28 protein-coding genes and 2 tRNA genes are annotated in these 24,759 nt (G+C 41.3%); 28 read left to right on the top strand and 2 right to left on the bottom strand.

Annotation, left to right across the window (positions count from 1 at the left end):
- Nucleotides 1-9 precede the first annotated feature (9 nt).
- From RYK12_RS04600 to RYK12_RS04515, 18 genes are all read left to right on the top strand, one after another.
- Nucleotides 10-672, top strand: coding sequence for a LysM peptidoglycan-binding domain-containing protein (locus RYK12_RS04600; RefSeq protein ID WP_314847271.1), 663 nt, complete (start codon nt 10-12; stop codon nt 670-672).
- Complete coding sequence (locus RYK12_RS04595) at nt 669-1,634, top strand: hypothetical protein (RefSeq protein WP_261043190.1); 966 nt, start codon at nt 669-671, stop codon at nt 1,632-1,634. The genes RYK12_RS04600 and RYK12_RS04595 overlap by 4 nt, the downstream gene beginning before the upstream one ends.
- Nucleotides 1,635-1,931, top strand: a complete 297-nt coding sequence (locus RYK12_RS04590; RefSeq protein WP_261103732.1) for a DUF2577 domain-containing protein — start codon at nt 1,635-1,637, stop codon at nt 1,929-1,931.
- Complete coding sequence (locus RYK12_RS04585; protein WP_000106741.1) at nt 1,928-2,326, top strand: DUF2634 domain-containing protein; 399 nt, start codon at nt 1,928-1,930, stop codon at nt 2,324-2,326. Before RYK12_RS04590 ends, RYK12_RS04585 begins: the two co-directional genes overlap by 4 nt.
- Nucleotides 2,323-3,378: a baseplate J/gp47 family protein gene (locus tag RYK12_RS04580; protein ID WP_173234955.1), complete on the top strand. Its 1,056-nt coding sequence runs from the start codon at nt 2,323-2,325 to the stop codon at nt 3,376-3,378. The genes RYK12_RS04585 and RYK12_RS04580 overlap by 4 nt, the downstream gene beginning before the upstream one ends.
- Entirely contained in the window at nt 3,365-3,883 is a 519-nt protein-coding gene (locus RYK12_RS04575) for a DUF2313 domain-containing protein (protein ID WP_049512697.1), read from the top strand. Before RYK12_RS04580 ends, RYK12_RS04575 begins: the two co-directional genes overlap by 14 nt.
- Nucleotides 3,884-3,893: 10 nt before the next feature.
- The gene (locus RYK12_RS04570; protein WP_314847267.1) at nt 3,894-4,940 is read left to right on the top strand and encodes a hypothetical protein; all 1,047 of its coding nucleotides are present in this window, start codon (nt 3,894-3,896) and stop codon (nt 4,938-4,940) included.
- A gap of 1 nt (nt 4,941) precedes the next feature.
- Nucleotides 4,942-5,349, top strand: a complete 408-nt coding sequence (locus RYK12_RS04565; protein ID WP_153199741.1) for a hypothetical protein — start codon at nt 4,942-4,944, stop codon at nt 5,347-5,349.
- 1 nt (nt 5,350) lies between these two features.
- Nucleotides 5,351-5,734 carry a hypothetical protein gene (locus tag RYK12_RS04560; RefSeq protein ID WP_314847263.1) on the top strand — a complete coding sequence of 128 codons (384 nt, stop codon included), beginning with the start codon at nt 5,351-5,353 and terminating at the stop codon, nt 5,732-5,734.
- Nucleotides 5,735-5,749: 15 nt separating this feature from the next.
- Nucleotides 5,750-6,475 (top strand): hypothetical protein, encoded by a 726-nt coding sequence (locus tag RYK12_RS04555; RefSeq protein WP_314847260.1) that lies wholly within the window; start codon nt 5,750-5,752, stop codon nt 6,473-6,475.
- Between the two features lie 12 nt (nt 6,476-6,487).
- The gene (locus RYK12_RS04550) at nt 6,488-6,949 is read left to right on the top strand and encodes a hypothetical protein (protein ID WP_314847258.1); all 462 of its coding nucleotides are present in this window, start codon (nt 6,488-6,490) and stop codon (nt 6,947-6,949) included.
- A gap of 190 nt (nt 6,950-7,139) precedes the next feature.
- Nucleotides 7,140-7,412: a hypothetical protein gene (locus RYK12_RS04545; protein ID WP_314847257.1), complete on the top strand. Its 273-nt coding sequence runs from the start codon at nt 7,140-7,142 to the stop codon at nt 7,410-7,412.
- Between the two features lie 4 nt (nt 7,413-7,416).
- Nucleotides 7,417-7,737, top strand: coding sequence for a hypothetical protein (locus RYK12_RS04540; RefSeq protein ID WP_314847255.1), 321 nt, complete (start codon nt 7,417-7,419; stop codon nt 7,735-7,737).
- A gap of 53 nt (nt 7,738-7,790) precedes the next feature.
- On the top strand, nt 7,791-8,459 hold the full coding sequence (locus RYK12_RS04535; RefSeq protein ID WP_314847252.1) for a hypothetical protein: 669 nt from the start codon (nt 7,791-7,793) through the stop codon (nt 8,457-8,459).
- Between the two features lie 16 nt (nt 8,460-8,475).
- A complete protein-coding gene (locus RYK12_RS04530) occupies nt 8,476-8,733 on the top strand; it encodes a phage holin (protein ID WP_314847250.1) in 258 nt (85 codons plus the stop codon).
- A gap of 2 nt (nt 8,734-8,735) precedes the next feature.
- Nucleotides 8,736-9,602 (top strand): CHAP domain-containing protein, encoded by an 867-nt coding sequence (locus RYK12_RS04525; protein WP_314847247.1) that lies wholly within the window; start codon nt 8,736-8,738, stop codon nt 9,600-9,602.
- A 721-nt stretch (nt 9,603-10,323) separates the two neighbouring features.
- A tRNA-Ser gene (locus RYK12_RS04520) sits at nt 10,324-10,411 on the top strand.
- Between the two features lie 78 nt (nt 10,412-10,489).
- A complete protein-coding gene (locus tag RYK12_RS04515) occupies nt 10,490-11,401 on the top strand; it encodes a hypothetical protein (protein ID WP_060627979.1) in 912 nt (303 codons plus the stop codon).
- A 114-nt stretch (nt 11,402-11,515) separates the two neighbouring features.
- Here RYK12_RS04515 and RYK12_RS04510 read toward each other — a convergent pair.
- A tRNA-Ser gene (locus tag RYK12_RS04510) sits at nt 11,516-11,603 on the bottom strand.
- Between the two features lie 161 nt (nt 11,604-11,764).
- Between RYK12_RS04510 and RYK12_RS04505 the strand changes: the two genes are divergently transcribed.
- The 4 genes from RYK12_RS04505 to RYK12_RS04490 all read left to right on the top strand — a co-directional run bounded on the left by RYK12_RS04505 (nt 11,765) and on the right by RYK12_RS04490 (nt 17,754).
- Entirely contained in the window at nt 11,765-12,505 is a 741-nt protein-coding gene (locus tag RYK12_RS04505; RefSeq protein WP_000920654.1) for a DeoR/GlpR family DNA-binding transcription regulator, read from the top strand.
- Entirely contained in the window at nt 12,502-13,413 is a 912-nt protein-coding gene (gene pfkB, locus RYK12_RS04500; protein ID WP_314847244.1) for a 1-phosphofructokinase, read from the top strand. The genes RYK12_RS04505 and pfkB overlap by 4 nt, the downstream gene beginning before the upstream one ends.
- Nucleotides 13,410-15,362: a fructose-specific PTS transporter subunit EIIC gene (locus RYK12_RS04495; RefSeq protein ID WP_314847241.1), complete on the top strand. Its 1,953-nt coding sequence runs from the start codon at nt 13,410-13,412 to the stop codon at nt 15,360-15,362. Before pfkB ends, RYK12_RS04495 begins: the two co-directional genes overlap by 4 nt.
- Nucleotides 15,363-15,450: 88 nt before the next feature.
- Nucleotides 15,451-17,754 carry a DNA translocase FtsK gene (locus RYK12_RS04490; protein ID WP_004234875.1) on the top strand — a complete coding sequence of 768 codons (2,304 nt, stop codon included), beginning with the start codon at nt 15,451-15,453 and terminating at the stop codon, nt 17,752-17,754.
- Nucleotides 17,755-17,797: 43 nt separating this feature from the next.
- On the opposite strand, the gene RYK12_RS04485 is transcribed toward RYK12_RS04490, so the two are convergent.
- Nucleotides 17,798-18,226 (bottom strand): DUF6556 family protein, encoded by a 429-nt coding sequence (locus RYK12_RS04485; RefSeq protein ID WP_000073951.1) that lies wholly within the window; start codon nt 18,224-18,226, stop codon nt 17,798-17,800.
- 137 nt (nt 18,227-18,363) lie between these two features.
- On the opposite strand from RYK12_RS04485, the gene RYK12_RS04480 reads away from it, so the two are divergent.
- The 6 genes from RYK12_RS04480 to gla all read left to right on the top strand — a co-directional run bounded on the left by RYK12_RS04480 (nt 18,364) and on the right by gla (nt 24,695).
- The gene (locus tag RYK12_RS04480) at nt 18,364-19,506 is read left to right on the top strand and encodes a cysteine desulfurase family protein (protein ID WP_314847237.1); all 1,143 of its coding nucleotides are present in this window, start codon (nt 18,364-18,366) and stop codon (nt 19,504-19,506) included.
- Between the two features lie 8 nt (nt 19,507-19,514).
- Nucleotides 19,515-20,729: a tRNA uracil 4-sulfurtransferase ThiI gene (gene thiI / locus RYK12_RS04475; protein ID WP_314847234.1), complete on the top strand. Its 1,215-nt coding sequence runs from the start codon at nt 19,515-19,517 to the stop codon at nt 20,727-20,729.
- Between the two features lie 135 nt (nt 20,730-20,864).
- Complete coding sequence (locus RYK12_RS04470; RefSeq protein ID WP_314847231.1) at nt 20,865-21,689, top strand: alpha/beta hydrolase; 825 nt, start codon at nt 20,865-20,867, stop codon at nt 21,687-21,689.
- A 20-nt stretch (nt 21,690-21,709) separates the two neighbouring features.
- A complete protein-coding gene (locus RYK12_RS04465) occupies nt 21,710-22,450 on the top strand; it encodes an esterase family protein (RefSeq protein WP_138702948.1) in 741 nt (246 codons plus the stop codon).
- 12 nt (nt 22,451-22,462) lie between these two features.
- Nucleotides 22,463-23,629 (top strand): ATP-grasp domain-containing protein, encoded by a 1,167-nt coding sequence (locus RYK12_RS04460; RefSeq protein ID WP_314847228.1) that lies wholly within the window; start codon nt 22,463-22,465, stop codon nt 23,627-23,629.
- A gap of 160 nt (nt 23,630-23,789) precedes the next feature.
- Nucleotides 23,790-24,695, top strand: a complete 906-nt coding sequence (gene gla, locus RYK12_RS04455) for an aquaglyceroporin Gla (protein WP_000348094.1) — start codon at nt 23,790-23,792, stop codon at nt 24,693-24,695.
- The last annotated feature ends 64 nt before the right edge of the window (nt 24,696-24,759 follow it).

Raw genomic sequence — 24,759 nt, 5'->3', positions numbered from 1 at the left:
AGGTAGCAGATGTTTATATTTATTGAAGGCATTAAATTGCCAGTGAATCCAGAAGAAATAAAACTGGAGGACAAACAAGGAATTGAGACAGTCGCTATCATCGATACTGGTAACGTTCCGCTTGTCGGAAATCCAGAGCTTCAATCGATTGAGTTTGAATCCTTTATTCCCAGTGGAAGATACGACGGAAACTATCAACGGAATAGCCGTATCTCTCCAGAATCCTTTGTCTCATCTATTCGTAAATTTAAGACGGAAGGCACTCCTATTCAACTCATGATTGGGAGTGCTTTTGGTTCTGCTATTAACGGGAAATTTCTAGTGGAACAGTTCGATGTCTCTACCAAGACAGGATATGAAAATGACCTGATATACAAGATTAAGTTCTTACAATATCGGTCTCATAAACCACGGAAGGTCACTATCAAAGATAAAAAAGCGCTTGAGGCTACTAAAAAGAAACCGCAGGCGAAAGCTACTGAAGAACGTAGCCCTACGACTGAGAAACCTGCTCAAAAAAGCCATACGGTTGTGAGTGGTGATACTCTTTGGGGAATTGCTCAGACATTTTACGGAGATGGCAGTCGATATACTGAAATTTACGAAGCCAATAAAGACAAAATCAAAGATCCTCATTGGATTTATCCTGGACAGGAGTTTGTGATACCATGATGCAATTATTCTATCAGAACAATAAAACTGGAGATACATGGGATTTAGCAACTGTGTCTGAAAAGGTCGAATTCAAGACAACTAGAAAAGGGTCGGCTTGGAGCGTGGAGATTACCTTGTACAACTCTACAAAAGTAGCCTTTGAATATGGTTCTCCGCTCGCTTTTAAGCTAGATGATAAAGAGGTATTCTTTGGTTATTTGACCAAAATCAAGTACGAAAAAGATACCAAAACAACCTTGACCTTCCACGACCAGATAAAGTACTTACTACGCAATATCAACTTTGTTGCTAGGGATAAAAACGTCAATCAGATTGTCTCAGCAATCGCAGGAGATTTTGATTTGAAGATTGGGGAACTAAAAGCCCCAGCCGTGACCTTATCCCCTCAGTTGAAGGAAGATAAGAAGGCTCTGGATATTATCCAAGAGGCCATGGATGAGACCTTGGTGCAAAGTGGAGAATTGCTGGTTTTGTATGACAAGTTCGGCGAGTTGACACTAACCACTCCAAAGAACTTGCCAATTCAGTACATTATCGGTAATGAATCCTTTATGTCTAGTTTTGAGTTTGAAGGTTCGATTGAGGATAGCGCTAATATTGTCCGCTTGATCCAAGAGAACAAAGAAACCAAAAAGAGAGAGGTCTATATCTATCAGGACAGCTACAACATCGGCGCTTGGGGAAAACTCCAGTACATGAAAAAAGTGGATGAGAAAGCAACTGAGGGGCAAATCAAGCAATGGGGCGAAATGCTCTTGAAGATGAAAAACCGTCCCAAAGAAACTTTCAGTCTAAAAGCTGATATTGGAAGTATTGACTTTTTAGCAGGTCATGCAGTCTATGTGGATGTCAAGGATATTGAGAAGAAGGGATGGTATGTCATTGAAGAGGCAACTCATTCCTTCAGTGCAGAAAAGCACACGATGGAAATTAAATTATTCATGGCAGGAAGTGAGTAGATGGAAGTAATAGAAAATCTAAAGAAATTGATTAGTAATTTCATTGAAAATCGCCAGTTCGCCAAGATAACGACTGGTGTTGTTTTATCGGTTTCTCCACTAAAAATCCAATTGACCAATGAATTGATTTTGGATGATTCCATGCTTGCTGTCACATGGACCGATGAAGAATTGGATCCTGAGTATGTTGGCCAAACCCTTCATCTCATCAGACAAGATGGTGGAGGGTTTTATTATGTCTTGTACAAGAAAATTTTCCACTACAAACGCAAAGTGAAAGGGGGTTCTGATGAATGAGTACTCCTAAAACAAACTTTTTAAACATCGCTAAAAATGTTGTCGAAGCTAAGAAACAGCCTAGCTTAACACTAGATGAAACCAATATCTTGCTAGAAACAGATGGCATTCATGCTCTGAAGCAATCAATCAGACGCATGCTGACAACTGAACGGTTCATCTATACAATTTATGACCATCGCTACGGTGTTGAATTAGACGCCTTATTTGGTGGGGATATGGACTATGCCCAGATGGATATCGCACGGCGCATAAAAGAGGCCTTGTATGAAGATGACAGGATTCATGAGGCTCATTCTTTTTCTACTAAGGTAAAGAAAGATGAGTTTTATGTGCAGTTCATGGTTGATAGTGATTTTGGAACATTTGAGATGGATTTGGAGGTGAAACGATGATAAAGGTAAAAACATATCCAGAAATTTTAGAGGATATGCTGGCCTTGTTTGATGATAAGTATGATAAAAGACAAGGATCTGTCTTGTACAATCTAGTTGCGCCTGCAGCTCGAGAAGTTGCCATTCAGTATACGGTCTTAAAATCGTATGAGGAAGTCAACTTTTTAGATACGAGTACAGGAATCTTCCTAACTCGTTTATGTAGGCAGTTTGGAGTTGAACGCTTGCCAGCTACGGCATCGGTTCGATTGGTTCAATTCAAGCAGGAAATCCCACTCGGGACTCGTTTCAGTGTGGTTAATAGTGAGTATAATTTCCGTGTCTTAGAACGTCGCTCTGGATTTGAGTATAGCGTAGTAGCTGAACAAGTCGGAAATGCACCTAACTATGTAAGAGGTCAACTCATCAATATTGATGTGTTGAATGGTTTTAAAGGGGCAGAAATCGGCTCTGTTATCGTCGTAGGAGAAGACGAAGAGACGGATAAACAACTCCGTAAACGGACCATTGAGTATCTTAAAACACCGACTTTAAACGGAAACATTGCCCAATACAAGAAATGGGCAAGTGAGTTTGTTGGTGTTGGTTCGGCCTTGGTAGAGCCACTTTGGAAGGGTGAAAATACAGTACGTGTATCTATTACGGATGCTGACGGTAATGAAGCGAGTGCAGAGCTGGTAAATAAGTTCAAGAATTACTTAGATCCTGAACCAAGCGGCCACGGTTTAGGCGTCGCTCCGATTGGTGCTTATGTGACTGTGCAGTCTGTAAGTGGCTACGACGTCCGTATTACCGCAACGATCAAGATTGATGAAGATGTAGATATTGAAACCATCAAGCACGAGGCGAAAGTCCAACTCATTAAATACTTACGTGAAGAAGCATTTGAAGAGAAAGAGGTTCGAAATTATAAAGTTGCCACGATCATTGACAGAATTAATGGGGTTCGAGATGTGGACCGTATTTTGTTGAATGACAGGGAACAAAGTATTGAGCTTTCTACCAACATGCTTCCTAAATTAGCGGAGGTAACCATTAATGTCACAAGTTAGATATCGTATGTTATCGGCTTTGCCAGAGGTCTTAGATCCAACAATCAATGATTTGTTTGAAACTGAAATTCCAGAGCTGGAATTGATTACAGACTTAATCTTTGATACCAGACGATTGATGTTGTTGCCAGAAGCAACGGAAGACTGGATTACACGTTGGGAAAAGGCCCTTCAGGTAAAACCGAAAACAATTGATTTGGAAGAGCGAAGGCGGTATCTAATCACTTTAATTTCTTCCAAAATAAAAATAAACTCAGTGAGTTTACAAAAAATTACAAAGAGCTTTACGAATGTCAATAATTTAGTAACGGTCAAGGGTTCAGCGGTACATATCCGATTTTTAGGAGAACTACCGACTGGATATTTGAACCGTTTTTTAAAGTATGTGCGTGAGTTGATTCCTGCTCATTTAGGAATCCAATTCTCGGTTGAAGCGCCAATGATGAACACAATTTATATTAGCGCTCATACATTCAGTGATATTCGTTCGGTTCGATTTGAATAGGAGGAAATAAATGGGATATTTTATCCAACCTATTGTGACTGATAAAGCAATCAGCGAAACAGCCTTGGCTATTCAAAATAGAGAACCACTGGTTTTTACTCGAATAGCTTTGGGTAGTGGTCGACATCAGACAGACACTGGCAAGAAGAATGATGTAGCTCAAATAGTTCATTCTCTGCAAGTGACACAGTCTTTATCGACGGATGTAGCTGATACGATTCGTCTTACAGCGAGGTTTGATAACTCACGGATTGAGCGTGAAATGATTGTGAACGAAATCGGTGTATTTGCAAAACGTGGGAACCATGAAGAGTTCATGTATATGTATACCTGGGCAGAGCAGGGAGATGTGATTCCTCCCAAAACATCTGCTTATGTGTATCGAGACTATGATTTCAATACGACTATTAGCAAAAATAGTCAGATCACCATTCAATACAATGCGACTGATTTGGTTTATGCGACTGTTCCTGAATTGAAAGCGACAGAAAGAAAGCTACAAACCAATATCGATAATCATATTGAAGACACTGCCCGTCACGTTTCTGACCAAGAACGGACTCGCTGGAATGGGAAGGCCGATTCAAGTCACAGGCACAAGGTAGCAGACATCGACGGTCTGCCTGAAAAAATTGACGAGGTCACTAAAAGCAAGGCTGAGAAGGTTGACCTAACTGGTCACATCAACAACCGAAACAACCCACACAATGTAACGAAACAACAAGTGGGACTAGGTAATGTCGCAAACGTCGAACAAGCAAGTAAAGTTGATTTTCAAAATCACTTAAACAATCGCAACAATCCACATAGCGTTACGAAGCATCAAGTTGGGCTAGGTAACGTAGACAACATTAGACAAGCAAGTTATGAGTCTGTAGAGGCTTTGAAGCGTGAGGTTCAGGAACACGAAGATAGACTAAATGCTATCGAGTACATGTTCTTGCAGAACGACTTCACTGCACCAATCCGTACAGACGACGGTACAGAACATACCTTACTTGCTGATGAAAACGGTCATGTGATTGTCGCAGATTGGAAATATATTATGGAGGTATAACATGGCAGTAATTAGTACACAGACACGAAAAGTAACTGATTTGCCACAGGCTAGTCAGATCAACAACTCGGACAACATCATGATTCATGATGGTCGTGGGTTGAAGAAAGTATCTGTGCAGACTTTTAAAAACGGAGTAAGTTCAACTACCGCAACAGCAACAGCTGGTTCAAACGGAGTTGTCAGACCGGATAACTCAACGATTACAGTCGACAATTCGGGTGTTTTACGAGTAAACAGGTCTGCGCTTGGGATTCCAAGTACACCGTCGGAGGTGGTTGCAAATAAGCTGATTAACCAGAACGGAAACCAGCAAATGAAGTATTGGTATGGCTCAAAAGCCCAATATGACGCAGTCCGAACGAAAGACCCCAACACAATCTACGATGTGTACAGTGTAGAGGTGTAAAATGGCTACAAGAGAAGGCATTTATGTTGGTGGTAAAGATATTGTCGAGCGCTATGTCGGTGATAAACTTGTTTGGAGTAAGTGGGTCTACATTGGTTGGTTTCAATACTTATATAATCCGATAGAATCAGGCAATTATTTAATTTTTGATTTAACTGCTAAAGGCGGTAGATTCAATAATAATTATCGTGATGAAGACAAGGTAAAGGAAATAAAAATAAGAATCAATCATTCAAACGATACAATAGCAACTGTATATGCTAAATATGTATATACAACAGATAAAAATCTTAAATTATACGTTAAATTTCTGGATGACAATCAAAAACAAATATTCAAAAACAATTTCGCATACGGCGATTCACTATACTTTTATTTTAAATAATCAGGAGAAACAAAAATGGAATTTGTATTAGTAAATAAATTTTTCAGAGTTGGCAAGACGGAAGTCTCTATTCAATGTGACAAGCCGTTAACTTTTTTCACTCGTGAATTAGAGGGTGACCGCTTGGGTGACGCAGATGAAACGCTCATCGAAGCAGTTAAAGATGTGCTACGAACTGAGTTAGACCCTACAAGCGCTATTGTACAAGCGCAAGCTAAACTGCAAGAAACTCAAGCTAAATTGGAGCAGAATGAACAGAAACTGGCTCAGACAGAGCAGAAAGCGACTCAAACAGAAGCGAAGCAAAATGACCTTGAAGCACTTGCGAATCGTATTAACAAAGTAGTACGTGTGATGGCTCAAGATTCGATTATGGGTGAAAAAGTCTCTTACGGTACAACCTACAAAGAAATGGTTGAACTCTTCCCACTTGCTGAAGTAGGGAAAGTTTATGAGCCTGGAGCAATCTTTGCAGTCGAAGATCCTAACCACACTGAAGTCTATGGAGAGGGTAAACGCATCCTGATTCAAACCAATCAGTCCTTTACTTATCAAGGAGAAACCCTTGCTCAACTTGAAGGAACACCTTACCAGAATGGTGTTCTAGCACCTTGGAAGTTTAATGCACCGAAAGCACCAAATGAACCTACTGTCGCACCAGCAGCTGCAGTTTCTACGACAGCTACCGTGGCACCTACAACTGCAGAACCTCCTGCTACAACAGTTACACCTAACCAATAGTGGAGGTGCTTTATGGACGTCTTACAATCAACAGAGCATTTCTTCATGAACGTGCTACCAGTAGCTTCACCGATTATTATCGCTTGGCTTAGCTACAAACTGCCGAAGAAATCAAAGGAACAGACAGACCAAATCATTTCAGAGTTAAGTGAAGTCAAGAAACAAATCAAAGATGTCCAGATTACTACTGAAGAGAACAACGCCAAAATTGACGAAGTACAGGCAAAGCTAAAACTACACGACGATGCGCACCTTGTAACGATGAGGACGCACCTCGATCGTGACATTCGTAGAGCTATCCGTCGTGGTTTTACAACTAAAGATGAGTTCTATGTAGTAGAAAACATGCACAACAGCTACAAGGCTTTGGGTGGTAATGGCTACATTGACCACTTGTACAACAATTTTGAAGCGTTGCAGATTAGAGATGACATCTTAGTTGAAGATGAGAAAGGAGCGCAGAATGGGTTGTAACACGACCAATCTAGCTCAATTCGACGGTGGCTGTCTTATTAAACAAGGAGATATCTCTTCCACATTTGGTTATGAACTACTAGATGAGAATTTCCAAGCGATTACTTCACTCAATGGACAAGAAGCACTTGTTACATTGACTTTAGGTAATTCGCAATGGTCAAGAAGGCTCACAGTAGAGAATCAAAGCGTGGTATTTAGTATCACGGATATCTTACCAATCGGCAAGTATCGGCTAGAAATTAACGTAGGTGGTTATGTATTTCCAAGTGATAGAGGAACCCACATCAAGATAGTCGCGTCAGATAGAGAACTGGTAACCAACGAAATCCACGCTCTTAAAGAGTTGGATATCGCAGAAGAAGTTAAGAAGCAACTTGCAGGAAGAACTGTAGGTAGCGACGGCACAGTGAGTCAGGAATTTCCCGATTTGCTCACGTACTATAACTTAGGAAAGGTGTGAAAATATGGACACAACAAAATTAACGGCATTCGCTCAAGCAGTTGGGGTTGACATCAAGGAATTGAAACAACTCCTTAATGGCAAGATTGACAATGCGACAGTAACACAACTGATTGAGCAAGCTAAAACCGCAGTCAAGAATGACATTTTAGGTGAAGGGGTATCTGAAAAATTTGATACCCTCAAAGAAATCGCTGAGGAAATCGCTAAAATGAGTGGTAGCACTGAAGGCGCAGTCGTTCAAAAATTGGCTGACCTTGGCACACGCATTGACGCTTTTGCCAATCTTGATTTAGTAGCAACGTATACTGCAGCGAAAGCGTGATTGCCATGAGCAATTTAGAAGCATTCGCTCAAGCTGTTGGCCGTGATGTGAAGGTGCTGAACCAAAAGCCTGAACCAAGGCTTACACTGACAGGAAATACCCTCGGTATCGCTGGGGGTAATAATGTCACGCTTCCCCTACCTGAAAACGTAGGACAGGAAATCCGTGGTACAGGCTCACCAGAGGGGCGTATCACTGCCGAAATAGGGACAACCTATGTTGATGTCAATGTGACAAACGGCGCTCTGAAATGGATAAAAGAGAGCGGAAATGACAACACAGGCTGGCGTGTTTTGATTGGTGATACTGGTTGGAGAACGTTAAACAGTGTCTCTAGAGCAGGCAACTCGTTCATTAAAATCAGACGAGTAAACAATCTTGTTACTTACCAGTTCGGAGGTCTTCAATGGGGTTGGTTTGGAGTAGGCAGACGGAATGGACCTGGATTTGTAAGACATAATAGTAGCGGAGACAAAGGGGCTAAACTTACTTATCCTAACGGAATTCCCGAAGGTTTTAGAAGCGAAAATTCGCTTGTAGGGCCAACTTATGACGATAAGGGTAGACCTTATGGAATTTGGTATTTAGGCGGTAAATCTGACTTAAATTTCATTCAATTCACATTTAACGAAGACATTCCAACCGACAAAGATATCGGAGATATTCGTGTAAGTGCCATCTCATACTTGACAGATGAAGCTTGGCCTACAAGGTTACCATAACAGAAAGGAAAATAATATGATTAATTGGGAATTAAGACTACAAAACAAATACTTTTGGCTGACTGCAATCCCAGCCCTCTTACTTGTCTTGCAAGCTGGTGCAGCAGTCTTTGGATATCATCTGGATTTGGGTGATATCGGCAACAAGCTGATTCTGCTTGTCAATGCGGTCTTCGTATTCTTGACTGCTATCGGTCTGGTCAACGACCCAACAACAAGCGGAATCACAGACAGCACACGAGCGTTAGAATACAAGAAACCAAGTGAGGAATAGGTATGTCTAAAAAACAGGAAATGATTCAATTCTTCATCGACAAGGCTAATTCTGGCGATGGAGTGGATAATGATGGAGCCTATGGCTTTCAGTGCGCTGACGTACCTTGTTACGGTCTTCGTCATTGGTACGGTGTGACGCTCTGGGGCAACGCTTATGACTTGCTTGAATCGGCACGTTCACAAGGTTTGAAAGTCGTGTATGATGCTGAATATCCAAAAGCTGGCTGGTTCTTCGTGAAAAGCTATGTAGCTAGCGACGGTGTCAACTATGGCCATACTGGCCTTGTCTATGAAGACTCAGATGGCTCTACAATCAAGACGATTGAGCAGAATATTGATGGCAACTGGGACTACTTGGAAGTAGGTGGCCCTTGTCGCTACAATGAGCGTTCTGTAAGTGAAATCGTTGGGTATATCGTACCGCCTGAAGAGGTTGAAACAGGCTGGCAACAGAACCAATATGGTTGGTGGTGGGTTCGTGAAGACGGCTCATACCCAACTGACAAATGGGAGAAAATCAATGACGTTTGGTACTATTTCGATGATAAAGGCTTCATGAAGCGTAGTACCTGGTTGAATTATAAAGACGCTTGGTACTGGTTCACGGATTCAGGCTCTATGGCCACTGGTTGGGCTCGTATCAACAACGCTTGGTATTACTTCGATGAAGATGGTAAGATGGTCACTGGTTGGATTAAGCATAAGCAGACCTGGTACTATCTTGACGGTAAAGACGGCACTATGGTATCAAATGCTTTCGTCCAGTCAGCCGACAAGACAGGCTGGTACTACATCAAACCAGACGGAACAATGGCAGACAAGCCAGAGTTCACGGTAGAACCAGAAGGCTTGATTACGACTAAATAATTTTAAAAAATAAATAGAAAGGAAACTTTCTAAAATGTTCTTTCACCGCAGGCTCAGGCTTGCGGTTTTTTTGTTTGGTCTGAAAAAGGTTGGATTTAAAATCCATGCAATGTAAATCGAATAAACGCATTTCAAATGTGTAAAATCATCTGCTTGGGGGAGTAGCGGTTTTATCAAAAATAAAAACAGTGAGCGATTGCGTTTTTTGTTAAAGAGTTATAAAAGGAGTTATAAAATTAAATATAGTTTGATTTAATAATGCACCAGAGACTCCCACCGGCTCCATTATTAATTGGTGAAACGTTGTTAAATCAACGTTTTTTATTTTGAAGTTCTTTATAAAAACTAAAAAAATGAACTTAACGTTCAAAAATTAGACATAACAAATTAAAAAATATACCGACTTTTATCTCCCTGAATGATATAATGATTGTATATTGTGGGTTTATTGTAATGTTGTGTTTGATTTTCAAAAAGAACAATTATCTAGAAGAAGAGAATATATAACATAGTTTTGAAATGATTCTTGAATTTGAACATTGGGTATAATTGAGTACGATTTTAAAAATTTTTGAATATAGACTTAGATACTTTATCTTGGTTGATAGAGTATTTACTTTAAAATACAAGGGTAACAGGTAAAAAATTAAATAAACAAAAAATGATGTTTATTCGTGATGTTAGGTTTGATAAATCCAATCGTTTTAGTATTTTTATTTTTGGAGAATTACTCAAGAGGCTGAAGAGGACGGTTTGCTAAATCGTTAGGTCGGATAACTGGCGCGAGGGTTCGAATCCCTCATTCTCCGTTAGAATAATCTTGAGATTTTCTAAAGAAACACTCTTAGGGACTTTTTCCAAGAGTAAATTTTATAAAGAGGTGTATTATGAAAAAAGTTAAGTTGCTTGGTATTTTAGCGCTCTCAGCAGTTGTCTTAGGTGCTTGTTCTTCACTTCCGAGTCAGTCAGGGTCGAATTCTGACAAAACCGAACAAACTGATAAGAAAGAAGAATCAGTCAAAGAAAAAGTTACAAAAGATGCTGAAACTTTATTAGATGCAGTTTTGACTACTGATATTGCTAAGTTTAAAAAGATTTACGGCGAAACCTATGAAAAATGGACTGAGGCAGTATTTGCGGTTCAAACTAGTGAAAAGGTAAAAGATGATGGTCTTACACCAGCCTCTACCTATTCTGTTCAATGGCATGCTGATTTCCCTATTGAAACACCAGAAGAAACAATTACTGGTTTCTTAAAAGTAAGACGAAAAATGTTCCAGGAGATTGGTTCTTACTCTATTAAGGATGTTAAGTTAGACGAATCAGGGAGTTCAGCTACTGTAACTTTTACATCTAAAAAGTTGCATTCTAAGGGCTTGGCTTCTTCAACAAGAGACGTTTTAACAACTCTAATTGGAGGGATTGACAACTTAGGTAAGTACAATACTGCGGGATCAAATGTTGATATTAAACGATACCAAACATTAATTTCGTACTGGATTTTTGAGCATCTGTTTAGGCATGATTTTACTATCTATAACGATGTTGACCCTAACTTAGCGTATACACCATTTACTACTGGAGATTTTGATACTGAAATTAAATTAACCAAAGATAAGGATGGCAACTGGCTTATCTCTCAAGAGGATTATCGTACTCTAGCGACTGAGTTAATTGATAATACAGAAGGTTATGATACTGTTGTCCGAAGTAATGTTTCAAAATCTAACGACAAAGGCAAATCTAGTGATAAATCGACAGACAACTCCTCAGATAAAAAAGATAAAAGTAGTATCTGATAATTAGTTTAAAAAGTAAAGCAAGTAGTTTATAATAGCTACTTGCTTTATTTCGTTTTATTAGCAAAAAAGATACAACTTTTGTCGTATCCTAGAAATAATTTTTCTTTTCTACGGAAGACATGGGATTCGAACCCACGCACGCTGTTACACGCCTACCGCGTTTCCAACACGGCCTCTTAAGCCTCTTGAGTAATCTTCCAATACTTACTCAAATAGTCTACCATAAAGCCACTTATCTTGCAATAAAAATTCTGGAAATAAGAAAAATGATAGAATTTGAAAGAAAATGATAAAAAATGCTTGACTTTGAAAGGAAGTGTGATAGAATGAATAGTGTAAACGATAACAGGAGGTGATTCAGTGTTAAAAACAGAGCGGAAACAGCTGATTTTAGAGGAGTTAAATCAACATCATGTAGTTTCTCTAGAAAAATTAGTTAGTTTGTTAGAAACGTCAGAATCAACGGTTCGAAGAGATTTGGATGAGTTGGAAGCGGAAAACAAGCTTCGTCGCGTGCATGGTGGAGCAGAATTGCCCCATTCCTTGCAGGAAGAAGAAACCATTCAAGAAAAATCTGTCAAAAACCTTCAAGAGAAGAAGTTATTGGCTCAGAAAGCAGCCTCTCTCATCAAGGAACAAGATGTCATCTTTATCGATGCAGGAACAACAACTGCTTTTTTGATTCATGAATTGGTCAATAAGAATGTTACAGTCGTGACCAACTCGATTCACCATGCTGCTCAGTTGGTTGAAAAGCAGATTCCAACTGTCATGGTTGGAGGTAGTGTCAAGATGGCGACGGATGCTAGCATCGGGGGCGTTGCTCTTAACCAAATTAACCAATTGCACTTTGACCGTGCCTTTATCGGGATGAATGGTGTGGACGATGGCTATTATACGACTCCTGATATGGAGGAGGGAGCTGTGAAGCGAGCTATTTTGGAGAATGCCAAACAGACCTATGTCTTGGTGGATTCATCAAAAATTGGACAAACTTGCTTTGCTAAGGTAGCACCACTCAAACGAGCTATTGTTATCACAAGTCAAGGGCATGAGCTCTTGCAGGCTATTAAGGAGAAAACGGAGGTAATAGAAGTATGATTTATACAGTCACACTCAATCCATCCATTGACTATATCGTTCGTTTGGACCAAGTCCAAGTCGGTAGTGTCAATCGAATGGATAGTGATGATAAGTTTGCTGGTGGGAAAGGAATCAATGTCAGCCGTGTCTTGAAACGTTTGGATATTCCAAATACAGCGACGGGATTTATCGGAGGCTTTACTGGTAAATTTATCACAGATACTTTGGCTGATGAAGAAATCGAGACACGTTTTGTTCAAGTGGCAGAAGATACTCGTATCAATGTTAAAATCAAAGCAGACCAAGAAACAGAAATCAACGGAACGGGTCCAACTGTTGAGCCCGAACAACTTGAAGAGTTAAAAGCCATTCTTTCAAGTCTGACAGCAGAAGATACGGTTGTCTTTGCAGGTTCAAGTGCTAGAAATCTAGGCAATGTAATCTACAAGGATTTGATTGCCTTGACACGTCAGACAGGTGCGCAAGTGGTTTGTGACTTTGAAGGACAGACCTTGATTGATAGTTTGGACTACCAGCCACTTTTGGTCAAACCAAACAATCATGAACTTGGAGCGATTTTTGGGATTAAACTCGAAAGTTTAGATGAAATTGAGAAATACGCGCGAGAGTTACTGGCTAAAGGTGCTCAAAATGTGATTATCTCTATGGCTGGTGATGGTGCCCTTCTTGTCACATCTGAGGGAGCTTACTTTGCTAAACCAATCAAGGGGATAGTCAAAAATTCAGTTGGAGCTGGTGACTCTATGGTTGCTGGATTTACAGGTGAATTTGTCAAATCTAAAGATGCAGTAGAAGCCTTCAAATGGGGAGTTGCTTGTGGAACAGCAACGACATTCTCAGATGACTTGGCAACGGCAGAATTTATTAAAGAAACATATGAAAAAGTTGAGGTAGAAAAAAGATGAAAATTCAAGACCTATTGAGAAAAGATGTCATGTTGCTGGATTTGCAAGCAACTGAAAAAACAGCTGTCATCGAAGAGATGATTAAAAGCTTGACAGACCACGGTTATGTGACAGATTTTGAAACCTTTAAAGAAGGAATTTTGGCGCGTGAAGCTTTGACTTCTACTGGTTTGGGTGATGGTATCGCAATGCCTCATAGCAAAAATGCTGCTGTCAAAGAAGCGACAGTTCTCTTTGCCAAGTCAAACAAGGGTGTTGACTACGAGAGCTTGGATGGGCAACCAACTGACCTTTTCTTTATGATTGCAGCTCCAGAAGGTGCCAATGATACTCACTTAGCAGCCTTGGCAGAATTGTCTCAATACTTGATGAAAGACGGTTTTGCTGACAAACTTCGTCAAGCAACATCAGCTGACCAAGTTATCGAACTTTTTAACCAAGCTTCAGAAAAAGCTGAGGAGCCAGTTCAAGCACCTACCAATGACTCTGGTGACTTTATCGTTGCTGTTACAGCTTGTACAACAGGTATCGCCCACACTTATATGGCCCAAGAAGCTCTTCAAAAAGTGGCTGCTGAAATGGGTGTTGGAATCAAGGTTGAAACCAACGGTGCTAGCGGTGTTGGAAACCAACTAACTGCTGAGGACATCCGCAAGGCTAAAGCTGTTATCATCGCAGCAGACAAGGCTGTAGAAATGGATCGTTTCGATGGCAAACCATTGATCAATCGTCCAGTTGCTGACGGTATCCGTAAAACAGAAGAGTTAATTAACTTGGCTCTTTCAGGAGATGCTGAAGTTTATCGTGCTGCTAATGGAACAAAAGCTACAACAGCCTCTAACGAAAAACAAAGTCTTGGTGGTGCCTTCTACAAACACTTGATGAGTGGTGTATCGCAAATGTTGCCATTTGTTATTGGCGGTGGTATCATGATTGCCCTTGCCTTCTTGATTGACGGTGCTTTGGGTGTTCCAAATGAAAATCTTGGTAATCTTGGTTCCTACCATGAGCTAGCTTCTATGTTCATGAAAATTGGTGGAGCTGCCTTTGGTTTGATGCTTCCAGTCTTTGCAGGTTATGTTGCCTACTCTATCGCTGAAAAACCAGGTTTGGTAGCAGGTTTCGTGGCTGGTGCTATTGCCAAAGAAGGTTTTGCCTTTGGTAAAATTCCTTATGCCGCAGGTGGTGAAGCAACTTCAACTCTTGCAGGTGTCTCATCTGGTTTCCTAGGTGCCCTTGTTGGTGGATTTATCGCAGGTGCTTTGGTTCTTGCTATCAAGAAATACGTTAAAGTTCCTCGTTCACTTGAAGGTGCAAAATCAATCCTTCTCTTGCCACTTCTTGGAACAATCTTGACTGGATTTGTAATGCTAGCTGTGAATATCCCAATGGCAGCAATAAACACTGCTATGAATGATTTCCTCGGCGGTCTTGGAGGCGGTTCAGCTGTCCTTCTTGGTATCGTCCTTGGTGGAATGATGGCTGTTGACATGGGTGGGCCAGTTAACAAAGCGGCTTATGTCTTTGGTACAGGTACGCTTGCAGCGTCTGTTTCTTCAGGTGGTTCTGTAGCCATGGCAGCAGTTATGGCTGGAGGAATGGTGCCACCACTTGCAATCTTTGTCGCAACTCTTCTTTTCAAAGATAAATTTACTAAGGAAGAACGCAACTCAGGTTTGACAAACATCATCATGGGCTTGTCATTTATCACTGAGGGAGCAATTCCATTTGGTGCCGCTGACCCAGCTCGTGCGATCCCAAGTTTCATCCTTGGTTCAGCAGTAGCAGGTGGACTCGTTGGTCTTACTGGTATCAAACTTATGGCGCCACACGGAGGAATCTTCGTGATTGCCCTTACTTCAAATGCTCTTCTTTACCTCGTTTCTGTATTGGTAGGAGCAATCGTAAGTGGTGTGGTTTATGGTTACCTACGCAAACCTCAAGCATAAAAATTAGATAGAAAATAAAAAGATTGGACCGCTTGGTGCAGTCTTTTTCTCTTTCCGAAATGCCTGTGAAATATGGTATAATAGAAGAATGGTAAACAAGAATACAAGTAAAACAAGACGGAGACCGTCTAAAGCAGAACTCGAAAGAAAAGAAGCGATTCAACGGATGTTGATTTCGTTAGGAATCGCGCTTTTATTGATTTTCGCAGCCTTCAAATTAGGGGCTGCAGGTATAACCCTTTACAATCTAATTCGCTTGCTGGTGGGTAGCCTAGCTTATCTGGCAATATTTGGCATCCTGCTCTATCTCTTCTTCTTCAAGTGGATACGAAAACAGGAAGGACTCTTATCTGGATTTTTCACCATATTTGCAGGTTTGCTCTTGATTTTTGAGGCCTACTTAGTTTGGAAATATGGTTTGGATAAGTCGGTATTAAAAGGGACCATGGCTCAGGTTGTGACTGATCTGACTGGTTTTCGAACGACCAGTTTTGCTGGAGGTGGCTTGATTGGTGTTGGACTTTATGTGCCAACAGCCTTTCTCTTCTCAAATATCGGTACATACTTTATTGGTTCTATCTTGATTTTAGCTGGAGCCCTGCTAATCAGTCCTTGGTCTGTTTACGATATTGCTGAATTTTTCAGTAGAGGCTTTGCCAAATGGCGGGAAGGGCATGAGCTTCGAAAAGAGGAACGCTTTGTCAAACAGGAAGAAAAAGCTCGTCAAAAGGCTGAGGAAGAGGCTAGATTAGAACGAGAAGAGGTCGAAAAAGCCTTACTCGATTTGCCTCCTGTCGATGTGGAAACGGGTGAAATACTGACAGAAGATGTTGTGCTTGACGCTCCACCTGTTCCAGAAGAAGAGTGGGTGGAACCAGAAATCATCCTGCCTCAAGCTGAACTTGAATTCGCTGAACAGGAAGATGGCTCAGATGATGAAGACGTACGGGTTGATTTTTCAGCTAAGGAAGCCCTTGAATACAAACTTCCAAGCTTACAACTCTTTGCCCCTGATAGACCCAAAGACCAGTCTAAAGAGAAGAAAATCGTTCGGGAAAACATCAAAATCCTAGAAGAAACCTTTGCTAGCTTTGGTATCAAGGTAACAGTTGAACGGGCTGAAATTGGACCATCAGTAACCAAGTATGAAGTCAAGCCAGCAGTGGGTGTAAGGGTCAACCGCATTTCCAATCTCGCAGACGACCTTGCTCTAGCCTTGGCAGCCAAGGATGTTCGAATCGAAGCACCTATCCCAGGGAAATCCCTGGTCGGAATCGAAGTACCCAACTCTGAGATTGCTACTGTGTCCTTCCGCGAACTATGGGAACAATCTCAAACGAAAGCTGAAAATCTCTTGGAAATTCCTTTAGGGAAGGCTGTTAATGGCACTGCAAGAGCATTTGATCTTTCTAAAATGCCCCACTTGCTAGTCGCAGGTTCAACAGGTTCAGGTAAGTCGGTCGCCGTTAACGGCATTATCGCTAGCATCCTCATGAAGGCGAGACCTGACCAAGTTAAATTTATGATGGTCGATCCCAAGATGGTTGAGTTATCTGTTTACAATGATATTCCCCACCTCTTGATTCCAGTCGTGACCAATCCACGTAAGGCTAGCAAAGCCCTGCAAAAGGTTGTGGATGAGATGGAAAATCGTTATGAACTCTTTGCAAAGGTAGGAGTTCGTAATATTGCAGGCTTTAATGCCAAGGTAGAAGAGTTCAATGCCCAGTCTGAGTACAAGCAAATTCCGCTACCGCTCATTGTCGTGATTGTGGATGAGTTGGCTGACCTTATGATGGTGGCCAGCAAGGAAGTGGAAGATGCCATTATTCGTCTTGGGCAGAAGGCGCGTGCTGCCGGTATCCACATGATTCTTGCAACCCAGCGTCCATCCGTTGATGTCATTTCTGGTCTAATCAAGGCCAATGTCCCATCTCGTGTCGCTTTCGCAGTTTCATCAGGAACAGACTCCCGTACTATTTTAGATGAAAATGGAGCTGAGAAACTGCTTGGTCGAGGAGATATGCTCTTTAAACCAATCGATGAAAATCATCCAGTTCGTCTCCAAGGCTCCTTTATCTCGGATGATGATGTTGAACGCATCGTAAACTTCATCAAGGCTCAGGCTGATGCGGACTACGATGAGAGTTTTGATCCAGGTGAGGTTTCTGAAAATGAAGGTGAATTTTCAGATGGTGAATCTGGTGGAGATCCGCTTTTTGAAGAAGCCAAGGCTTTGGTAATCGAAACCCAGAAAGCCAGCGCATCTATGATTCAGCGTCGTTTATCAGTTGGATTTAACCGTGCGACCCGTCTCATGGAAGAACTTGAGATGGCAGGTGTCATTGGTCCAGCTGAAGGTACCAAGCCAAGAAAAGTTTTACAACAATAAAAAATAGCTTCTTTCCAGGTTTGGAAGGAGGCTATTTTAGTGATTATTGATTAGTTTTATTTTCCGAAGTTGGGGTATTGGACTGTTTTTCATTTTCAGCGGCAGGTTTACTTGGGGTAGGAGTAGAAGAATCCTGAGTTGATGCTTTCTGCTCTTCTTTTTTCTCTTCCTTGACGCTAGATTTTGGCGTTTCTTCTTGTTGTGTTTTTTCTTGGGTAGTGTTATTTTCCTTATTAGGGCTGGTGTTTTCCTGAGGGGATTCCTTTTGAATTTCTTTGACAATTGTTGTCGTCTGGCTTGTCGTAGGTTCTTTTTTAGTATTTTTGTTATTATCCAAGGCGTTCATGATAGTGATACTAGCGGTAATTAAGCCAAGAATACTACCGATAGTCGCAACGGTTTTTTGAAAGACTGTAAAGCCTTTTTTGATGTGTTCTGTTTTTGGTTTTGAAGTTCTACGATAATTAGACATGCATTCTCTCCTTTAATTAAAATTTATTATACCTCATTTCTTTAAAAAAATCTTAAAAAAAGAGGAATTGCCCTTTCTTGTCGCAAGCTCCGTTTCATGATACAATAGAAGGAGTGATTTTAGAAAGCGTGAGAAACATGATTTACTTTGATAATTCGGCGACGACCAAGCCCTATCCTGAAGCCCTTGAAACCTATATGCAGGTAGCTTCAAAAATTTTAGGAAATCCATCTAGTCTTCATCGTTTAGGGGACCAGGCAACACGAATCTTAGATGCTTCTCGCCAACAGATTGCAGATTTAATTGGTAAGAAAAGCGATGAAATCTTCTTTACTTCTGGTGGGACAGAAGGAGATAACTGGGTCATCAAGGGTGTGGCCTTTGAAAAGGCTCAGTTTGGAAAGCACATCATTGTATCAGCCATTGAACATCCGGCAGTCAAAGAGTCAGCCCTCTGGTTGAAAAGTCAAGGGTTTGAGGTGGATTTTGCTCCAGTTGATGAGAAAGGATTTGTGGATGTTGAGGCTCTAGGAGCTTTGATAAGACCTGATACGACCCTCATCTCTATCATGGCAGTAAACAATGAAATTGGCTCTGTTCAGCCCATTGAGGCTATTTCAAAACTATTGGCAGACAAGCCGACTATTTCCTTCCATGTTGATGCGGTTCAGGCACTTGCCAAGATTCCGACTGAAAAGTATCTGACAGAACGAGTAGATTTCGCGACTTTCTCTAGTCACAAGTTCCACGGAGTTCGTGGTGTTGGTTTTGTCTATATCAAGTCTGGCAAGAAGATTACGCCTCTTTTAACAGGTGGGGGTCAGGAACGTGATTACCGTTCGACAACTGAAAATGTGGCAGGAATTGCAGCGACTGCCAAGGCTCTCCGCTTGTCTATGGAAAAGCTAGATATCTTTAGGAGCAAGACTGGGCAGATGAAGTCAGTAATTCGTCAAGCACTTCTGGACTATCCAGATATTTTTGTCTTTTCAGATGAGGAAGACTTCGCACCTCATATTCTGACTTTTGGAATCAAGGGTGTTCGTGGTGAAGTCATCGTTCACGCCTTTGAAGACTATGATATTTTTATTTCTACGACCTCTGCTTGTTCGTCCAAGGCTGGGAAACCTGCAGGCACCTTGATTGCCATGGGAGTGGATAAAGATAAGGCCCAGTCAGCTGTTCGTCTTAGCCTAGACCTTGAAAATGATATGAGTCAGGTTGAGCAGTTTTTGACCAAGTTAAAATTGATTTACAATCAAACTAGAAAAGTAAGATAGGAGCATTCATGCAGTATTCAGAAATTATGATTCGCTACGGAGAGTTGTCAACCAAGGGTAAAAATCGTATGCGTTTCATCAATAAACTTCGCAATAATATTTCAGACGTTTTGTCTATCTATCCCCAAGTTAAGGTAACGGCAGATCGTGACCGTGCCCACGCTTACCTCAATGGAGCAGATTACACAGCAGTAGCAGAATCGCTCAAACAAGTTTTTGGAATTCAGAATTTTTCTCCAGTATATAAGGTTGAAAAATCTATAGAAGTTCTGAAGTCTGCTGTCCAAGAGATCATGCAGGACATCTACAAGGATGGCATGACCTTTAAAATTTCTAGCAAGCGTAGCGACCACACCTTTGAACTTGATAGTCGTGAACTCAACCAAACACTTGGAGGAGCTGTTTTCGAAGCCATTCCAAATGTGCAAGCTCAAATGAAAAGTCCTGACATCAATCTTCAGGTGGAGATCCGTGAAGAAGCAGCCTATCTTTCTTATGAAACCATTCGTGGGGCTGGTGGTTTGCCAGTTGGAACTTCAGGTAAAGGGATGCTTATGTTGTCAGGAGGGATTGACTCACCAGTAGCAGGTTATCTTGCTCTTAAGCGTGGGGTGGATATTGAGGCCGTTCATTTTGCCAGCCCACCTTACACGAGTCCTGGTGCCCTAAAAAAAGCCCAAGATTTGACTCGAAAATTGACCAAGTTTGGGGGAAATATCCAGTTTATCGAAGTGCCTTTCACAGAGATTCAAGAGGAAATTAAGGCCAAAGCGCCAGAAGCCTATCTCATGACCTTGACCCGTCGTTTTATGATGCGGATTACCGATCGTATTCGTGAGGTACGAAATGGTTTGGTTATTATCAATGGGGAAAGTCTAGGACAAGTAGCCAGCCAAACCCTTGAAAGCATGCAGGCTATCAATGCAGTTACCAACACTCCCATCATCCGTCCAGTTGTGACAATGGATAAGTTGGAAATCATTGACATCGCCCAGGAAATCGATACCTTTGACATTTCAATCCAACCGTTTGAAGACTGCTGTACGATTTTTGCGCCAGATCGTCCGAAAACAAATCCTAAGATTAAGAATGCGGAGCAGTATGAAGCTCGTATGGATGTTGAAGGATTAGTAGAGCGAGCAGTGGCTGGAATCATGATTACTGAGATTACACCGCAGGCTGAAAAAGATGAAGTCGATGACTTGATTGACAATCTTCTCTAATCAGAAAATCCAAAAGAATTTAGAAAGTTAAATGAAAAAGTTAGTTTTTAATCCAAAAATGGAAGCAAAACTGACTTTTTTTCTATTTTTATGATATAATGAGATAAAATTTTGAATATAGAGAGTTTTCTGACAATGAATCAATCCTACTTTTATTTAAAAATGAAAGAACACAAACTCAAGGTTCCTTATACAGGTAAGGAACGCCGTGTACGTGTTCTGCTTCCTAAAGATTATGAGAAAGACACGGATCGTTCCTATCCTGTTGTTTACTTTCATGACGGGCAAAATGTTTTTTATAGCAAGGAGTCTTTCATTGGCCATTCATGGAAGATTATCCCAGCTATTAAGCGTAATCCGGATATCAGTCGGATGATTGTCGTCGCCATTGATAATGATGGTATGGGGCGGATGAATGAGTATGCGGCTTGGAAGTTCCAAGAATCTCCTATCCCAGGACAGCAATTTGGCGGTAAGGGCGTGGAGTATGCCGAGTTTGTCATGGAGGTGGTCAAACCTTTTATCGATGAGACCTACCGTACCAAATCTGACCGCCAGCATACGGCTATGATTGGTTCCTCACTAGGCGGCAATATTACCCAGTTTATCGGTTTGGAATACCAAGACCAAATTGGCTGTTTAGGGGTCTTTTCATCTGCTAACTGGCTCCATCAAGAAGCCTTTAATCGCTATATTGAACGCCAGAAACTATCGTCTGACCAGCGTATCTTTATCTATGTTGGAACTGAAGAAGCAGATGATACGGACAAGACCCTGATGGCTGGTAATATCAAACAAGCCTATATCGATTCGTCTCTTCGGTATTACCATGATTTGATAGCAGGTGGGGTGCACTTAGATAATCTTGTCTTGAAAGTTCAGTCTGGTGCCATCCATAGTGAAATCCCTTGGTCGGAGAATTTACCAGACTGTCTGAGATTTTTTGCAGAAAAATGGTAAGTTAGAAAAGGAGAAATCAAATGCATATTGAAAACCTTAGCCACTGGAGTGGCAATCTTAACCGTGAAATGTATCTTAATCGTTATGGACATGCTGGGATTCCAGTTGTGGTTTTTGCTTCATCAGGTGGTAGTCACAACGAATACTATGATTTTGGCATGATTGATGCCTGTGCTTCTTTTATCGAGGAAGGCCGTGTCCAGTTCTTTACCCTATCCAGTGTTGACAGTGAGAGCTGGTTAGCCACTTGGAAAAACGGTCACGACCAAGCAGAGATGCATCGTGCCTATGAGCGCTATGTGATTGAGGAGGCCATTCCTTTTATCAAGCATAAGACAGGTTGGTTTGATGGTATGATGACGACAGGTTGCTCCATGGGCGCCTACCATGCACTCAATTTCTTCCTTCAGCATCCAGATGTCTTTACCAAGGTGATAGCTCTTAGTGGTGTTTACGACGCACGTTTCTTTGTCGGCGATTACTACAATGACGATGCTATTTACCAAAACTCGCCAGTAGATTATATCTGGAACCAGAACGACGGCTGGTTTATTGATCGTTATCGTCAGGCAGAGATTGTGCTGTGTACGGGTCTTGGTGCCTGGGAACAAGATGGTCTACCATCTTTCTACAAGCTCAAAGAAGCCTTTGACCAGAAACAAATTCCAGCCTGGTTTGCTGAATGGGGACACGATGTCGCCCATGACTGGGAATGGTGGCGCAAACAAATGCCTTATTTCCTTGGAAATCTCTATTTATAAAAGGAGTTATCTATGAATTACCTTGTTATTTCTCCCTACTATCCGCAAAATTTTCAACAGTTTACAATTGAGCTAGCTAATAAAGGCATCACAGTCTTGGGAATCGGTCAAGAACCATACGAGCAATTGGATGAACCTTTACGCAATAGCCTAACCGAATATTTCCGTGTTGACAATCTTGAGAACATAGACGAAGTCAAACGTGCAGTTGCTTTTCTCTTTTATAAACATGGCCCGATTGACCGTATTGAATCCCACAATGAATACTGGCTTGAGCTGGATGCAACACTCAGAGAACAATTCAATGTCTTTGGTGCCAAACCAGAGGATCTCAAAAAGACGAAATTTAAGTCTGAAATGAAGAAGCTTTTCAAAAAAGCAGGTGTTCCTGTGGTCCCTGGAGCTGTTATCAAGACGGAAGCAGATGTTGATCAAGCAGTGAACGAAATCGGCCTGCCAATGATTGCCAAACCTGATAATGGAGTGGGAGCAGCCGCAACATTTAAGCTTGAGACAGAAGACGATATCAATCACTTCAAGACTGAGTGGGATCATTCAACTGTTTATTTCTTTGAGAAATTTGTCACCTCTAGCGAAATTTGTACCTTTGATGGTCTTGTGGACAAGGATGGTAAAATTGTCTTCTCAACAACCTTTGATTACGCCTATACACCTCTGGATCTTATGATTTACAAGATGGACAATTCCTACTATGTTCTTAAGGACATGGATCCTAAACTTCGCAAGTATGGTGAAGCGATTGTCAAGGAATTTGGTATGAAAGAACGGTTCTTCCATATTGAGTTCTTCCGTGAAGGGGATGATTACATCGCCATTGAGTACAATAACCGCCCTGCAGGTGGTTTCACTATTGATGTTTATAACTTTGCTCATTCCTTGGACCTCTATCGTGGATATGCTGCTATTGTAGCAGGAGAAGAGTTCCCAGTGTCAGAATTTGAAGCTCAATATTGTTTAGCTACATCCCGTCGTGCAAATGCTCACTATGTCTATTCTGAGGAGGACTTGCTTGCCAAATATAGCCATCAGTTCAAGGTTAAAAAAATCATGCCAGCAGCCTTTGCGGAACTTCAAGGAGATTACCTTTATATGCTGACAACTCCGAGTCGACAAGAAATGGATCAGATGATTGCAGATTTCGGACAACGTCAGGTTTAAGAAATTATCGGATTAAGGAAATAGACTCCCTTAATCCTTTTGTTTTCTTATAAGAAATAAAACCGCTTTCTCATACATTCTTTTAGAAAACCTGTTGCTAAAAGCTATAAAAATTGATAGAATAAGGATTGTCTAAAAAATTTTAAGGAGAATCTATCAAATGGATTTCACATGGGCAATTAAATATGCCACTGAATTTTTGGCCACTGCTATTTTGATCATTCTTGGAAATGGTGCAGTTGCCAACGTTGAACTTAAAGGTACGAAAGGTCACCAAAGTGGCTGGATCGTTATCGCTGTTGGTTATGGTATGGGGGTTATGATCCCAGCCTTGATGTTTGGTAACGTATCTGGTAACCACATTAACCCAGCCTTCACTCTTGGACTTGCGATCAGCGGTCTCTTCCCTTGGGCACAAGTTGCACCTTATATCATCGCACAAGTTTTGGGTGCTATCTTTGGTCAAGCCTTGGTTGTGGCAACACACCGCCCATACTACTTGAAAACTGAAAATCCAAACAACATCTTGGGTACTTTCTCAACAATTTCAAGTTTGGATAATGGTACAAAAGAATCACATTTTGCAGCAACTGTTAATGGTTTTGTAAACGAGTTTGTCGGTTCATTTGTTCTTTTCTTTGCAGCCCTTGGTATGACTAAAAACTTCTTTGGTGCTGAACTAGTATCAAAAGCACAAGCGGCTATCAATGCTCAAGTTGCACAAGCAACTACTCAAGGTCAAACAATTCCTCAAGAGCAAGTAACAGCAGCACTTGACCAAGCTAAAGAGCAAGTAGCACCATTTATGACATCTGGTCTTGGAATTGCTCACTTGGCACTTGGATTCCTTGTTATGGCCTTGGTAACATCACTTGGTGGACCTACAGGACCTGCCTTGAACCCAGCCCGTGACTTGGGGCCGCGTCTCCTTCATGCTTTCCTTCCAAAATCAGTTCTTGGTGAGCACAAAGGAGATTCAAAATGGTGGTACTCTTGGGTACCAGTAGTAGCACCGATTGCAGCAGCAATTGCGGCAGTAGCTATCTTCAAATTCCTTTACCTATAAGAAATTGAAACCGAGGAAATCCTCGGTTTTTTAGATGAAATTTTACGAAAAAAAGGTAAATCTG

It is taken from the genome of uncultured Streptococcus sp., assembly GCF_963518475.1.
GTDB lineage: Bacteria > Bacillota > Bacilli > Lactobacillales > Streptococcaceae > Streptococcus.
The sequence above is the reverse complement of the archived record's forward strand: the minus strand, read 5'-3'. Positions and strand labels throughout refer to the sequence as shown.